Below are 14,237 nucleotides of genomic sequence, written 5' to 3'. Positions count from 1 at the left end.
AGTTCGATAGCTGTGTGCACGAGTTTCGTTTTGACTGGGACTAAGTATGGACGGGTTGGGGAGAAGCGCCCTACTGTGTCGGTCGTCTGGATGTGGCCGGTGTGGCCGGCGGGCGGGGCCCGGAGTGTGGGTCGGTGTCCGAGGCGGTGGCGGGGGTCTGGTGCGGCGGAGGCGGACCCCGGTGTTGGTTGGCTTTCCCGCTGTTCTGTTTCCTCACGGATTTCCCCTTCGGCGGGTGCGCTTCGGCGTGCCCATGTGGATGAGTTCGTCCGATGACGGTTGGAGGAGTTGTGAATCGAAGAAGATCCCGCGGACTGCGGGTGGGTTCGGCGGGGTTGTTGGTGTGTGCGTGTGTGGTGGGCGGGGTGGGAACCCCCGCGGTCGCCCAGCCCTCCGCGGAGGCGCAGGAGCTGCCCCCGCAGGAACCCGGGGTGACGTTGCGGGTGTTCGACGTGCAGACGCCCATGGAGCGGATCTGCGAACTGAAGCCCAAGCAGACTCCCAACGTGGACAAGCTGCTCCCGACGGTGGACTGGTCCTCCACGGACGGGTTCGGCTTCTCGGACAACTTCGTGTCGCAGGTCATCGGCAACGTCAACATCCCGCAGGACGGGACGTACACCTTCCGTCTGATCAGCGACGACGGTTCGCGACTTCTGATCGATGACGCGCTGGTCATCGACCACGATGGTCTGCACGCGGCCGAACCGATGGACGGCTCTGTCTTCCTGACCGCGGGTTACCACTCGCTGCACATCGATCACTTCGATCGGGCGGGCGGGCAGCGGGTCACGTTGCAGTGGAAGAAGCCCGGCGACTCGGCGTACACACTGGTGCCGAACTCGGTCCTGAGCACGGACGCCGGCGTGGTGCGGGTGACGGCCCCCGGCCGCAAGGAGTGCGCGAGCGGTGCCGACGCGCCGGGCGACGGGCTGCCGTTGGAGGCGGTGCACCCGGACTACGACCTGACGGACCTGCGGCCCGAGGGGTTCACCCCGCAGGTCAGTGGGATGGACTGGCTCCCCGACGGGCGCCTGGCGATCTCGACCTGGGGCGGTTCGAACAACGTCCAGGGCGAGGTGTACCTGCTGGACAACGTCACGGGGGACACCAGCAAGGAGAAGGTCACGTACAAGAAGGTCGCCGAAGGGCTGAAGGAGCCCATGGGGATCAAGTACGTCGACGGCAAGTTGTACGTGTCGGAGAAGCACCAGTTGACGGAGCTCAACGACCTCGACGGCGATGACGTCACCGACGAGTACAAGAAGATCGCGACGTGGCCGTTCAGCAACAACTTCCACGAGTTCGCCTTCGGCATGCTCTACGACCAGGGGTACTTTTACCTGAACCTGTCGGTGGCGATCAATTACGGTGGCGCGAGCACCAACCCGCAGCCGTCGAAGAACCGCGGTACCACCATCAAGGTGAACAAGGAGACCGGCGAGGTGTCCTACATCGCCGGTGGGCTGCGGACCCCCAACGGCATTGGGTGGGGCCCGGACAAGAGCATCCTCGTGACCGACAACCAGGGTGGCTGGCTCCCGGCGAACAAGCTCGTCCAGATCAAGCAGGATCGTTTCTTCAACCACTACATGAACCCGGCCGGCCCCTTCGACGACCAGCCGGTGACCAAGCCGGTGCTGTGGCTGCCGCAGAACGAGATCGCGAACTCACCGAGTCAGCCGCTCCGCATCACCGAGGGGCCGTTCGCGGGACAGATCATGTTCGGTGACGTGACCTACGGCGGTCTGCAGCGGGCGAACCTGCAGAAGGTCAACGGCGAGTACCAGGGCGCGGTGTTCCGTCACTCCCAGGGCCTCGAGGTGGGCCCGACCCGGATCAGTGTGGGACCTGACGGGGCCCTGTACGCCGGTGGACTGGGCGCCGACGGGAACTGGGGTCAGGCCGGCAAGCTCAGGTACGGCCTGCAGAAGCTCACCCTGAACGGGAAGAACGCCTTCGACATCCACTCGATGCGGGCGACCAAGGACGGCTTCGTGCTGCGGTACACGCAGCCGCTGTCCCAGGAGACCGCGGACCAACTGGCGACGAGCTACCGGGTCAAGCAGTGGCGCTACTCCCCGACCCCCGCGTACGGGGGGCCGAAGATCGACGAGGAGACGCTGACGGTGCGGTCGGCGACGCTCTCCGATGACCGCACCAAGGTGTTCTTGAAGATCGACGGGCTCAGGCCCGACCGGGTGGTGCACCTGCGGTCCCCGCGGCCGTTCAGCTCGGCCTCCGGTGAGTCGCTCTGGAGCACCGAGGCGTGGTACACGCTGAACTCCATCCCCGGTCGGCCGCAGGTGACCTCGGCGTACGAGGCCGAGGAGGGCAAGCTGGCCGGCGGCGCGAAGATCAACACGGACCACGTCGGATACACCGGTGGCGGTTTCGTGGACGCGTTCGGCACCGAGGGCGCGGCGGCGTCGTTCCGGGTGGACGCGGCCAGGCAGGGAACCTATGACGTGGGGCTGCGCTACTCCAACGGCCCGCACCCGTTCCAGGGCACCAAGACGGTGAGCGTCTACGTCAACGGGGAGAAGGTCAGGCAGTCCAGCCTGCCGAGCACCGGCAACTGGGACACCTGGGCGACGAAGAGCGAGTCCCTGGCGCTGCGCAAGGGCGTCAACACCATCACCTACCGCGTGGACAGCGGTGACACCGGCCACGTGAACCTCGACATGGTCAACGTGTACCGCGTGGGTGAGCGGATCAACCTGTTCGACGGGGGAACCGTGTCGAACTGGCAGCACACCGATGGTCGCAGTGTGCGGTGGACGCGCACCGCCGACGGCGGCATCCAGGTGTCGGGCGGGGACATCCGCACCAAGCAGGGCTTCGGAGACTTCAAGCTGCATGTGGAGTTCAAGGTGCCGTTGCTCCCGCCGGACGTGACCGGGCAGGACCGCGGCAACAGCGGCGTCTACCTGCAGGACCGGTACGAGATCCAGGTGCTCGACTCCTTCGGCGTGGCCGAGCTGGCCGACAACGAGGCGGCGGCGATCTACAAGAAGAAGGCCGCGGACATCAACGCCGCCCTGCCGCCGGAGACGTGGCAGGCGTACGACATCACGTTCACCGCCGCGCGGTTCGACAGCGACGGGAACAAGACCGCCGACGCCCGGGTCACGGTCGTGTGGAACGGACAGACCGTCCACGACGACGTGGTCATCGACGGACCCACCGGGGGCGGCATCGCGGAACTCGCCTCCACGGGAGCGATCCGCCTGCAGGACCACGGGAACAAGGTCCAGTACCGCAACATGTGGATCGAGCCGCTCATCAGCGACCAGGGGTGATCCCCACCACCTCCGCGCCAGCGGCGGAACGTGCCGGGTCCGACGACACCGTTCGGGCCCGGCACGTGGTGTGCGCTCTCACCGGGCCCCGTGTCGTGGGCGCCCACGACGGCGCGGTGGAGGTCGTCCTGGACCACGGGGAGGAACGCGCCCACCCTGGCCACATCGGCGCCGGCCACCGAGGCGTGGCGGCGGTGCGCCCGGTGGTCACGCGTAGGAGTCGACGCTCACCCCGCCAGGACCCGGTGGGGGCGTCCGGCCCTGGAGGGTGGCCGGGAGGCCGGCGCGGGTGGGGGCCTTCAGGGTGATTCCGCCGGGGCCCGTGCACCCTTCCGGGGTGCACCGCCGTTCACGGGGACACCCGGGGGGTACCCCGGCGGGCGACGGGGTGCGGTGGCCCGCTGGGTGCCGTGCCGTGGACCCGGGGTGCCGCCGGGTGACCGTCTCCCCCCAGCGTCCCCGAGCCCTGGAGCCGTGCTGATGATCCCGTCGATGCGGTCGCCGGGAGCTGTGGTGGCCAGCGTGCTGGTGGCAGTCGTGTCGTTGACGTGGGCGGCGGGGGCCGCGTCGCCGTACGCCTCCGCGGCGGAGCACACCCGACACCGTTCGAACACCAGTAGGGACGTTCCCCGCGTCGGGCCCGCGCCGATCGCCATGGGCGATGCCGGGGGCGCCACGCCCCGCCCGTCCGTCTGGATACGCCCGGACGGCGCACCGTTGAGGGTGGTGGCCCATCGCGGTGCCTCCCTCGTGGCGCCGGAGAACACCCTGGTCGGCGACGAGGCGGCCCGTCGCGGCGGCGCGTGGTGGATCGAGAGCGACGTCCAGCCCAGCAGGGACGGCGTGCCGCACGTGCTGCACGACTCCACCGTGGACCGCACCACCGACGGAAGGGGCGCGATCCGTGACCTGACGGCCGCCGAGCTGCGCGGCCTGGACGCCGGCTCCTGGTTCGGGGCGCAGTACGCCGGGCAACACCTGCCGACCCTGGCCGCGCAACTGGAGGACCTGTCCACTCGGGGCGGCAACCTCCTGCTGGAGATCAAGGGCCCGCACACCCGGCGCCAGGTGGCCAGGATCATCACCGAGATCCGGTCCCACCGCATGACCGACCGGGTCCTCGTGCAGAGTTTCGACGTCAACGCGTTGCGCCACACCCGTGAGCTGGCCCCGGAACTGGCCCTCGGGCTGCTCCGCGGCACCCTGGACGCCGATCCGGTGGCCGTGTCCAAGGAGCTTTCGCTCACCTCCTACAACCCCTCCGACGCCGCCCTCGCCGACCGGCCCGCTGTGGTCGGGGACCTGCACGACGCCGGTGTGGCCGTCACGGTCTGGACGGTCGACACCGCCACCCGTTGGAGAGCCCTCCTGGCCGCCGGGGTGGACGCGGTCATCACCAACCGTCCCGCCGAACTGTCCGGGTGGAACGCCGCCCGGCTCGCCGCGCGCGCCTCGCCCTGGCGCACCGCGACGAGGACCGGGCCGCCCGTGCTGTAGCCCGACCGCCTCCGTCCTTCGGGCACCCACCCCGGGGGCGGCCCTGCCGCCCGCGCGCACGGTCACGCATCATGGGGGGGCCACCCCTTCCCCCGACGCGAGCGAGGCAACGGACGATGACCACACCGAGCCACCATGTCGCCGACCCCGTTGGCGACGCCGTGGACGTCGAACTCCTCGAGGCCGCGGCGCACGTCGCGGCCACTCGCTGCGGGGGCGGGACCCACTCCATGGCGGCGGCGGCCCGCGCCCGCGACGGACGGATCTTCACCGGGGTGAACGTCTACCACTTCACCGGGGGCCCCTGCGCGGAACTGGTGGTCATCGGCGCGGCAGCCGCCCAGGGCGCCTACGAACTCGAGGTGATCGTCGCTGTCGGCGACCGGGGCCGCGGCGTCGTCCCCCCGTGCGGCCGGTGCCGCCAGGTCCTGCTCGACCATGCCCCGACCCTGAAGGTCATCATCGGCGCCGGCGACGGGCCGCGCACCGTCGGGATCACCGACCTGCTCCCCGACGGGTACCTGTGGGCCGACCAGCAGATCGACCCGGACCAGCAGCCCACCCCCACCCCCACCAGCGCCTCCTGACCGTTCTGTCAGGACGCCCCCGCGCGGGTGAGCGCCGTGGTGCGCCGACCGGGCATCTCGGGGCCCGCCGGGTGGTCGCGACCCGTCCACCGCTGATCACGGCGTAGCGTCGGACGTGTGCGATGCGTGACCGATGGGTGGGTGGTCGCCGGCGTGTTCCCGGTGCTCCCCGTGTTCCCGGTGCTGCCGGGCCCGGGTGGGTACGGGGACCAGGACCGCCAGGGACGTGGACGATGAGGGCGCGGGGCCGCGCAGGCTCCTGGCGATGGCTGTGGTGGTTGGTGGCGGCGGCGCTGGCCACGGCTGCCCTGCTCGTCGCCACGTCCCGTCGCGGGGAGCTGAAGCACGCGGCCGACCTGCTGGTCCACGTCAACCCCGGCAAGGTGTCGGTGGCGGTGCTCGCCGAGGCCGCCGCGTTCGTGTGTCTGGCCGCCGTTCCCCGTTGGCTGCTGGCGGCTGGCGGGCTGGGCGTTCCGCTGGCGGACATGGTCCGGCTGATGATGGCGGCGAACGCCATGGCCGGGGTCTTCCCGGGCGGGGCGGCGTTCTCGGCCGCCTGGCTGTACCGGCAGCTACGCCGCCGGGGGGCCGGGCAGGCCCTGACCGCCGCGGCGCTGGCCTCCGCCGGCGGGCTCTCCGCGCTCGGGCTGCTGGTCGTGATCGTCCTCGGCGCGCTCACCGCTGGTTCGCGCGGACCTGGAGCGGCGATGCTGCGGGTGGCCGCCGGGCTGGTGCTGGCCGTCCTGGTGGCGCTGCTCGTGCTGCGTTCGGCGTCCGTGAGGGCGGCACTGGGGCGGGCCTGGGCGCGGGTCAGGGCCCGGTACGGGCGGGTGCAGGAGGCCGACGCGGAGCTGAGGAGCGTGCTGAAGCAGGCCAGGAGCGTTCAGCCCGGTGTCCGGCCGTGGCTGCGGCCGGGCGCGTTGGCCCTGCTCAACTGGGTTTTCGACGCCGGATGCCTGGTAGCGAGCGTGTGGGCGTTGGGCATCCCGGTGCCCTGGCAGGGAGTGCTGCTCGCCTACGGCCTGGTACAGATCCCCGGGAGCATCCGCCTGACCCCCGGGGGGATCGGCATCGTCGAGGCCGGACTGACGGGTCTGCTGGTGGTGTACGGGCTCACCCCGGGGCAGGCCTTCGCCGCCACCTTGCTCTACCGGATCTGGAACTACTGGTTGCCGCAGCCGATCGGCTGGGGCTGCTGGCTCGGAGTCATGCTGCGGGAGCGTCGGTGAGCCGGTGGCGTTCGGGGAAGGAGCAGCGGGCCACCGTTACCGGGTGGCCCGCGCCGTCTCCTTCCTGGCTTCCAGGGTCCGCCGCCCTCCCGCTCCCGTCAGGGAGCGGACACGCCCGCGGGGGACCGCGGGTCGGGGGTCTTCGGATCGGGGGTGCGGGGGGCCGGGGTGGTGCGCGTGTGGAGGGCGATGGCCAGGGGCGCCGCGGTGAACATCGAGGAGTAGGTGCCGACGACCAGACCGATCAACAGCGCCAGGGCGAAGTCGGTCAGCGAGTCGCCGCCGAGCACGACCAGCGCGGTCAGGATGAACGCCGCGCCCATGCCGGTGTTGAGGGTGCGGGGCACGGTCTGCAGGATCGCGGTGTTGGTCAGGCGGGCGAAGGGCGTTGTGGGGGTGGCCCGGTGCAGCTCCCTGACGCGGTCGAAGACGACCACCGAGTCGTTGACCGAGTAGCCGATGGTGGTGAGCACCGCGGCCAGGAACACGGCGTCGATGGGTTTGCCCAGCCAGGCGAAGACGCCGACGAGGATGAGCACGTCGTGGGCCATGGCGGCGACCGCGGCGGCACCCAGCGTCCAGCGGAACCGCACGGCGAGGTAGAGCAGTTGGGTCACGAGGGCCACGGACAGGGCGATGACGGCGCCTCGGCGGAGCTCCGTGCTGAGGCTGGGGCCGATCAGTTCGTCGCGGATCTTCTCGGCTGAGCCCGCGAGGTCGGTCACCGCCTCGGTGACCCGGGCCTCCTCCTCGTTGCTCAGACGGTCGGTGCGCACGGTCAGGTCACCGTCGCCCGAGGTGTGGACGACGGCACGGGGGAAACCGACGTCGGCCAGGGCGGCGCGGGCCCGGTCGGTGTCCACCGGGGTGGAGGTGGAGTACTCGATGAGGCGGCCCCCGGTGAACTCCACCCCCAGGTCGAGGCCGCGCACCGCGATCCCGCTGCCCGCCAGGACCATGGCGACGGCGGAGGCCGCGAGCCAGCGCCGCCGGCGGCGCATCAGGTCGGGGTTGCGGCGCAGCAGTCGGTCGCGGACGGCGCCGGTGGCGGCGACACCGGACAGGTTCGGGCGTCGCCGCACGGAGCGGCGGGACGCGGCGAAGTCGGTCAGGGCCCGGGTGATCACCAGGGCGCTGAGCATGGAGGCGAGCACGCCGATGCCCAGGGTGACACCGAAGCCGCGCACGGGTCCGGAGGCGAGGAAGAACAGCAGCGCGGCGGCGATCAGGGTGGTGATGTTGGAGTCGGTGATGGCGCTGAGGGCGTTGCGGAACCCGGCGGTCACGGCCGAGCGCAGGCTCTTGCGGCGCTGGGCGGCGTACTCCTCGCGGGCCCGTTCGAAGACCAGGACGTTGGCGTCCACGGCCATGCCGATGGCCAGGACGAAACCGGCGAGGCCCGGCAGCGTCAAGGTGGCCCCGAGGGCGACCAGGGCGGCGTAGGAGACCAGGCCGTAACAGACCAGGGCCACCGCGGCCAGCGCCCCCATCAGGCGGTACACGACGATGATGAACAGCGAGGTGACCGCGGTGCCGATGATGGCGGCCCACGCGCTGGCCTCGATGGCCTCGCTCCCCAGGGTCGGTCCGACGGTGCGCTGTTCGACGGTTTCGACCGGGACCGGCAGGGCCCCGCCGTTGACGAGCAGGGCCAGCTCCCTGGCCTCGGTCCGGTCGAACGAACCGGTGATCTCCGTGGATCCTCCGGCGATGCCGGTGTCACAGCCGACGGAGGGATCGACCTGGGGTGAGGAGATGACCTTGTCGTCCAGGACGATGGCCACCCGGCGGGTGGGGTCGCCGACCGGGCGGCAGGCCGCCTCGCCGGTCAACGTGGTCCACGCGCCGCGTCCCTTGCCCTTGAAGTCGACGGTGACGAACCAGCCGCCGCCGCCGCGCTGGTCGATCCGGGCCTCGGCGCCCTCCACGTCCGCGCCGGTCAGCGCGGCGGCACCCAGGCGCAACGACTCCCCGGACCCGTCGGGCAGGATCCGTTCGCCGTCGGCGGGGGAGGAGGTGGCGGGGGCGGTGCCCAGCACGGGGTGGAAGGTGAGCTGTGCGGTGCGGCCGAGGACGTCGGCGGCCGCGCGGGGGTCCTGGACGCCGGGGAGTTCGACGATGATCCGGTGGTCCCCGGACCGGGCGAGGGACGCCTCGCCGATGCCCAGGGCGTCGACACGGCGGCGCAGCACCTCCAGGGTGCGGTCGGTGGCGTCGGCGTCGGCCTTCGCCGTGGGGGAGTCACGGGTTTCCAGCACGATCTGGGTGCCGCCGCGCAGGTCGAGGCCGAGGCGGACGGGCACGGTCACGGTGATGAACAGCGACAGGGCGACGACGGTGAGGGCGAACAACGCCCGCACCCGCATGGCGCGCGTCAAGGGAGGTCTCCAACAGGCAGGTCGCGCCGCCGGTGGGGCGGCGCGTGAACGACGGGGGACGAAGCGTCAGGTGCCTGGGGGAGGTGGTGGTGCCCGTCCGCGGTGCGGTGCCGCCCACCGGCCGCACGGCGCCGTGCCCGGGGCCGGTCGGACCGTGTCGGTGCCCGGCGCGGGGAGGACGGCCGGCGCTGCGGCCGGCGTGCCGGCCGGGACCGGGAGCAGCCGGTGGCCGGTGTCGTCGCGGCAGACCCGGGAAGGACGGGTCCAGGGGGTGTCGTCGGCGTGGCTGTCCGGGCTGCCGGTGTGGTGGACGTCGGCCGGGGCCGTGGCCGGTACGGCGCCGTGCCCGGCGTTGGCCGCGGTGCCGTGCCCGGCGACGGCCGGTTGGGCGATGCCGACCAGGGCCAGCAGCGTGGCCAGCAACAGCCCGGCCGCCCGGCTCCGCGTCCGGGACGGTGGCGTGGCGCGTGGCCGCGGGGTCGTTGGACCGCCGCCGGTCCGGGGGCGGTGTCGGCTTCGGCGGGCGGCCGGCCGGGGCACGGGAACTGAGGGGTTCAGGGCTCGATCAGTCCAGCCCGGATGGCGTAGCGGGTGAGCTCCAGGCGGTCCCGCAGACCGAGCTTGTGCAGCAGGTTCGCCCGGTGCCGCTGGACGGTCTTCACGCTCAGCACCAGGGTCTGCGCGATCTCCTTGGAGGAGTGCCCCTCGGCGACGAGCTTGAGGACCTCCTCCTCACGGCTGGTCAGCACCTGGTCGGGGGGTTCCTCGCCGTTGCGGGCGCGGTCGAGGTAGTTGCGGATCAGCGCGGCGACCGCGCCCGGGTACAGGAACGGCTCGCCGCGCATCGCGGCCCGGCACGCGGCGACCAGGTCCCGGTCGGCGACGGACTTCAGCACGTACCCCGAGGCCCCGGCCTTCAGGGCCTGGAAGAAGTACTGCTCGTTGTCGTACATCGTCAGCATCAGGATGCGCAGCCCGGGCTTGACCGTGGCCAGTTCCCGCGCGGCCTGCAGGCCGGTCAGGCGGGGCATGGCCACGTCCAGGACGGCCAGGTCGACCTCGTGGCTGCGGGCCATGGCGATGGCCTCGGCGCCGTCGCCGGCCTCGGCGACGACTTCCAGGTCGGGTTCGTTGTCCAGGATCAGTCGCACGCCGCGGCGCACCAGCGCGTGGTCGTCGGCCAGCAGGACCCGGATGGGGCGGGGCTCTGGGGTGGTCACGCGTGCCTCCCGGTGGTGGGTACGGACAGGGAGACCTCGGTGCCCGAGGCCGGGTCGGACCTGATGTCCAGGGTGGCGCCGACGAACAGGGCGCGTTCGCGCATGCCGCGGATACCGGCGCCCTCGCACGCGATGCCGATGCCGCGTCCGTCGTCGGCCAGCCGCAGCACCACGGCGCCGTCGGTGTGCCGCAGGCTCAGCTCGACCCGTTCGGCCTCGGCGTGCCGGGCGACGTTGGTCAGTCCCTCCTGCGCGACCCGGTAGAGCACCAGCTCGGTCTGGGGGGCGAGGGGAGGCAGGTCCGGGTCGAAGTGGCGCCTGACCCGCAGCCCGGTGTGGGTGGCGAAGTCGGCGGTCAACGACGTCAACGCGCTCACCAGCCCCAGGTCCTCGAGGACGCCCGGGCGCAGGCGGCGCGCGAGCCGACGGACCTCGTCCAGGCTCAGCCGGGTGATCTCCTGCGCCTGTTGCAGCTCACCGCGCAGGGGGTCGTCGGCCTGGTCCGAGGCGCGTTTCAGCTCCAGCAGGACCGCTGTCATGCTCTGCCCGACCTCGTCGTGGAGTTCCCGGGCGATGCGTCGTCGCTCGGCCTCCTGAGCGGACAGGGCCCGGGCGCTGCTGGCGGCCCTCTCGGCCTCGAGCCGGTCCAGCATGGCGTTGAAGGTGCGGATCAGCTCGGCGACACCGCCCTGGCCGTGCACCGGCAGCCGCTGCCCGGGCCGCAGCAGGTCCACCGTGGTCATCAGCCGGGTCAGACGGTCCAGCGGGGCCAGACCGATCCGCAGCAGCGCCGCGTTGGCGACCAGCATGACCACCAGACCGCTCACCAGGATCACCGCCTCGGTGAGGACGACGGGCACGGAGACGGTCACCGGGGCCAACAGCAGGAGCGCCGTCGCCATGCCCAAGACCACCGCGTTGAGCCCGAAGATCCGCCAGAACAAGAACACCGGTTGTGGGCCTTCCTCGATACGCACACCTACGACCACTATCGCCCCCGCCACGGCCGGAGGGACAACCAGTGGCCCACAACCCCGGGAACAGCCCCACACGCCCGTATGGCCCGCTGACCAGCCTGCCCGCGTCCGGCCGCCCACGTCGATGGGACCCGACAGCCATCTGCGGACCGTGTCGGCGCCCCGCGCCCCCCGCCACCTACACCCCGGGACCCCCCACAAATGGGTGCTGTGACCGATGGCCCGGAGCGGGTGAACCGGGCCAGCATGGCCACGACAGCATCCCCCCGGGGCGAGGACGGTCACCCGCCGCGCAACCGGGGCCCACCCCTGGGCGGCCCCGCCCGGGGGTGGCTGCCATGCCCGCACCAGCCACCGACGGCGAAAGGACGCCCGATGTCGCTCGGAGCTGCCCGCCCCGAATCCCACCCCGAACGCCTCACCGCGCACGAGGCGCGCCAGCGCCTCGAACACGAGCGCAACTCGCGCCTCGCCCAGCTCAACGCCAGCGAACAGGCCGGTCACGAGGCCGACGACCACCTCATGGCCGCCCAGAGGGACGCCATCCAGCGCGTGCTGAAGGAGATCGACGCCGCGTTCGCCCGGGTGCAGGACGGCAGTTACGGCACCTGCCAGGAGTGCGCCAAGCCCATCCCCGTCGAACGCCTGGAGATCCTGCCCTACGCCCGGTGCTGCGTGCCGTGCCAGCGCCGTACCGTGTGACAGTCCCCCCCCGCCCGGTCCCATCCCGCCCCCCAGAAGGGGTGAAGCCGTGAACAAGCAGGTCATGGACGCCCACAACGCCGACCTGACCCACGAGGACCTCGCCGTGCTGCGCGAGGACCTGCACGAGCAGCGCCGCTTCCGTCAGGAGCAACTCCAGCAGCTCCAGGCGACCCCGCCCGGCGAGCCCGGGCACCACGCGGCCTCCCAGACCGAGGTCCACGCCAAGCTCGCCGCCTCCGCCCGCATGGTCCTCACCGACGTGGAACAGGCCCTGGAGCGGATGGACGAGGGCTGCTACGGCTCGTGCCAGCGGTGCGGGCGCCCCGTCTCCCTGGCCCGCCTGCTGATCGTGCCGCAGGCCCGCTACTGCGGTTGCTGCCAGCAGGCCGGCGGGGCGGGACGGTGACCACGCCCCGCCCCTCGCGGCGAACGTCCGTCCACCACACGGCCTGGCCGGCCCGCCCGGCCCGCGCCGGCATCGCCCTGGACCTCGGCAGCTCCCGGACCCGGGCCTGGGCCCTGGGCCGCGGGCTGATCCTGGACGCCCCCACCGAGCTCCCCGGCGAACGCGGCCCCCACCGCCTCGTCCAGCGCGGCGCCATCGTGGACCCCGCGGGGACCGCCCGGATGCTGCACCGTCTGCTGGGCCACCGCGTACCCGCCGCGGAGCGCCCCCTGATCATCATCACCACACCCGTCCACGACCGCGCCGCGTACCGCGGCGCGGCCCTCGCCGCCCTGCGGCTCCTGCGCCCGCGCACCGTACTGACCACCACCGTCCCCAGGGCGATCGCGGTCGGCGCCGGAGCCGACCTGTCCCGGCCCCTGCTCATCGTCGATCTCGGTGCCCACCTCACCGAGGTGTTCCTCCTGGCCGACGGTGACGTCGTCGACGCCCACCGCACGCCCCGCGGCACCAGTGACCTCGCCGACGGCACCACCCCCCGGCAGCTCACCGCGTCGGTCGTCACCGCGGTGACCGACATGCTCACCCGCGACCCCACGTCGCGGACCCTCGACGCCCTCCAGCACGGCGTCCTCCTCGCCGGCGGCGGCGCCCTGCGCCCGGAGATCACCTACCGCCTCGCCATCCAGCTACGCGTACCGGTCAGGTCCGCCCCCGCCCCGCACACCGCCGCCGTCCGCGGCGCCGCCCGGCTGTTGGAAACGGCCCGCACCCACCCCTCGGCCACGGGCTTCCTCCCGCCCCCACAGCGCCGCCGCTGACCCGCAGACGCCAAAAGGACCCCGGAGCGCCCCGCCCCGGGGTCCTTGGCGTCTGCGGGTCCTCCCTATCGTCATTCGGCCCACATCCCTACATGACCGAATTACCCTTCTTCAGGGGAGGTGTCGGGTGGTCGAGCGCCGCCCGCGGCTGGCACGCCTCGCTCCGCTCGTCGCACCCGCCCCGCCGAAGCCCGGCGCACGGTGACCGAAGGTGTCCATTGGTGAACGTCAAGCAACTTCTCGGTCATCTCTTGACGAAGACCGGGCAATAATCCACGCTTTCAGTCAGGAACAGTCAATCTCCCACGATTGCAGTCAGAGGTCCGATGCTTCCCGCCGAACGTCACCGCCGCATCTCCGCCGCTGTGGACCAGGCCGGCACCATCAGCACGGAAGCGCTGGTGGAGCAGCTCAACGTGTCAGCCGAGACCATCCGCCGCGACCTGGCCCTGATGGAGAGGCGCGGCCTGCTCAGCCGGGTCCGCGGCGGCGCGGCCTCACTGGCCGTGGTCCGCGGGATCAGCGGTGAGGAAGCGTCGTTCACCGAACGCTCCGCGTCCCAGGTGGAGGCCAAGGCCGCCATCGGCCGGGCCGCGGCGGCCCTCGTCCGCCCCGGAATGACCCTGGTCATCGACGTCGGCACCACCGCCGTCCAGGTCGCCAGGGCCCTCCCGCCGGACTTCCGCGGCACCGTGGCCACCCCCTCGCTGCTGGTGGCCGCCGAAGCGTCGGTCCTGCCCCAGGTCGAGGTCCTGGTCCCCGGCGGGCGCGTCCGCCAGGGCGACCTGGCCTGTCACGGCCCCGCAACCGTCGCCTTCTTCTCCGGCCTCCACGCCGACCTGGCGTTCCTGGGCTCCGGAGCCATCGACGCCGAGTCCGGCGTCACCGACTTCCACTTCGACGAGGTGGCCACCAAGCAACGCATCCTCGCGCACAGCGCACGCAGCTACGTCCTCGCCGACACCAGCAAGCAGGACCGGCTGGCCACCCACCGCGTCTGCGGCTTCCACGAATGCACCGGCGTCATCACCGACACCCCCCCGGAAACAGCCCTGGCCTCGGCGATCGAACGGGCCGGCTGCGCCGTCATCGTGGCCTGACCACCACACCAGCAC

General features: G+C 72.2%; 12 protein-coding genes. 8 read left to right on the top strand and 4 right to left on the bottom strand.

Translation table 11 applies throughout. The annotated features are described in order from the left end of the window. Positions 1-272: 272 nt before the first annotated feature. The 4 genes from A3IG_RS0103265 to A3IG_RS0103245 all read left to right on the top strand — a co-directional run bounded on the left by A3IG_RS0103265 (position 273) and on the right by A3IG_RS0103245 (position 6,615). A complete protein-coding gene (locus tag A3IG_RS0103265; protein WP_051087369.1) occupies positions 273-3,302 on the top strand; it encodes a family 16 glycoside hydrolase in 3,030 nt (1,009 codons plus the stop codon). 480 nt (positions 3,303-3,782) lie between these two features. Next, positions 3,783-4,799 (top strand): glycerophosphodiester phosphodiesterase, encoded by a 1,017-nt coding sequence (locus A3IG_RS28460; protein ID WP_086019900.1) that lies wholly within the window; start codon positions 3,783-3,785, stop codon positions 4,797-4,799. Between the two features lie 116 nt (positions 4,800-4,915). Beyond that, on the top strand, positions 4,916-5,386 hold the full coding sequence (locus A3IG_RS0103255) for a cytidine deaminase family protein (RefSeq protein WP_018382116.1): 471 nt from the start codon (positions 4,916-4,918) through the stop codon (positions 5,384-5,386). A gap of 233 nt (positions 5,387-5,619) precedes the next feature. After that, positions 5,620-6,615: a lysylphosphatidylglycerol synthase transmembrane domain-containing protein gene (locus A3IG_RS0103245; RefSeq protein ID WP_040910739.1), complete on the top strand. Its 996-nt coding sequence runs from the start codon at positions 5,620-5,622 to the stop codon at positions 6,613-6,615. Positions 6,616-6,713: 98 nt separating this feature from the next. Here the strand turns inward: A3IG_RS0103245 and secD are convergent, their stop codons facing one another. The 4 genes from secD to A3IG_RS0103225 all read right to left on the bottom strand — a co-directional run bounded on the left by secD (position 6,714) and on the right by A3IG_RS0103225 (position 11,163). After that, positions 6,714-8,981: a protein translocase subunit SecD gene (gene secD / locus A3IG_RS28455; RefSeq protein WP_018382113.1), complete on the bottom strand. Its 2,268-nt coding sequence runs from the start codon at positions 8,979-8,981 to the stop codon at positions 6,714-6,716. A 78-nt stretch (positions 8,982-9,059) separates the two neighbouring features. Continuing rightward, positions 9,060-9,416, bottom strand: a complete 357-nt coding sequence (locus A3IG_RS31735; protein ID WP_051087368.1) for a hypothetical protein — start codon at positions 9,414-9,416, stop codon at positions 9,060-9,062. A gap of 131 nt (positions 9,417-9,547) precedes the next feature. Further along, positions 9,548-10,213, bottom strand: coding sequence for a response regulator (locus A3IG_RS0103230; RefSeq protein WP_018382112.1), 666 nt, complete (start codon positions 10,211-10,213; stop codon positions 9,548-9,550). After that, a complete protein-coding gene (locus A3IG_RS0103225; protein WP_018382111.1) occupies positions 10,210-11,163 on the bottom strand; it encodes a HAMP domain-containing sensor histidine kinase in 954 nt (317 codons plus the stop codon). The genes A3IG_RS0103230 and A3IG_RS0103225 overlap by 4 nt, the downstream gene beginning before the upstream one ends. 402 nt (positions 11,164-11,565) lie before the next feature. Here A3IG_RS0103225 and A3IG_RS0103220 point away from each other — a divergent pair, with 402 nt between their 5' ends. The 4 genes from A3IG_RS0103220 to A3IG_RS0103205 all read left to right on the top strand — a co-directional run bounded on the left by A3IG_RS0103220 (position 11,566) and on the right by A3IG_RS0103205 (position 14,222). After that, the gene (locus A3IG_RS0103220; RefSeq protein WP_018382110.1) at positions 11,566-11,892 is read left to right on the top strand and encodes a TraR/DksA family transcriptional regulator; all 327 of its coding nucleotides are present in this window, start codon (positions 11,566-11,568) and stop codon (positions 11,890-11,892) included. 49 nt (positions 11,893-11,941) lie between these two features. Beyond that, positions 11,942-12,301, top strand: coding sequence for a TraR/DksA family transcriptional regulator (locus A3IG_RS0103215; RefSeq protein ID WP_018382109.1), 360 nt, complete (start codon positions 11,942-11,944; stop codon positions 12,299-12,301). Beyond that, positions 12,298-13,122 carry a rod shape-determining protein gene (locus A3IG_RS0103210; protein ID WP_018382108.1) on the top strand — a complete coding sequence of 275 codons (825 nt, stop codon included), beginning with the start codon at positions 12,298-12,300 and terminating at the stop codon, positions 13,120-13,122. Before A3IG_RS0103215 ends, A3IG_RS0103210 begins: the two co-directional genes overlap by 4 nt. Positions 13,123-13,448: 326 nt before the next feature. Beyond that, positions 13,449-14,222: a DeoR/GlpR family DNA-binding transcription regulator gene (locus A3IG_RS0103205; protein ID WP_018382107.1), complete on the top strand. Its 774-nt coding sequence runs from the start codon at positions 13,449-13,451 to the stop codon at positions 14,220-14,222. Positions 14,223-14,237: the final 15 nt, after the last annotated feature.

Origin of the sequence: Wenjunlia vitaminophila DSM 41686 (genome assembly GCF_000380165.1) — a bacterium.
In the GTDB taxonomy this organism is placed as follows: Bacteria; Actinomycetota; Actinomycetes; order Streptomycetales; family Streptomycetaceae; genus Wenjunlia; species Wenjunlia vitaminophila.
Note: the sequence above shows the minus strand (reverse complement) of the source record. Positions and strands in the feature narration are given on the sequence as shown.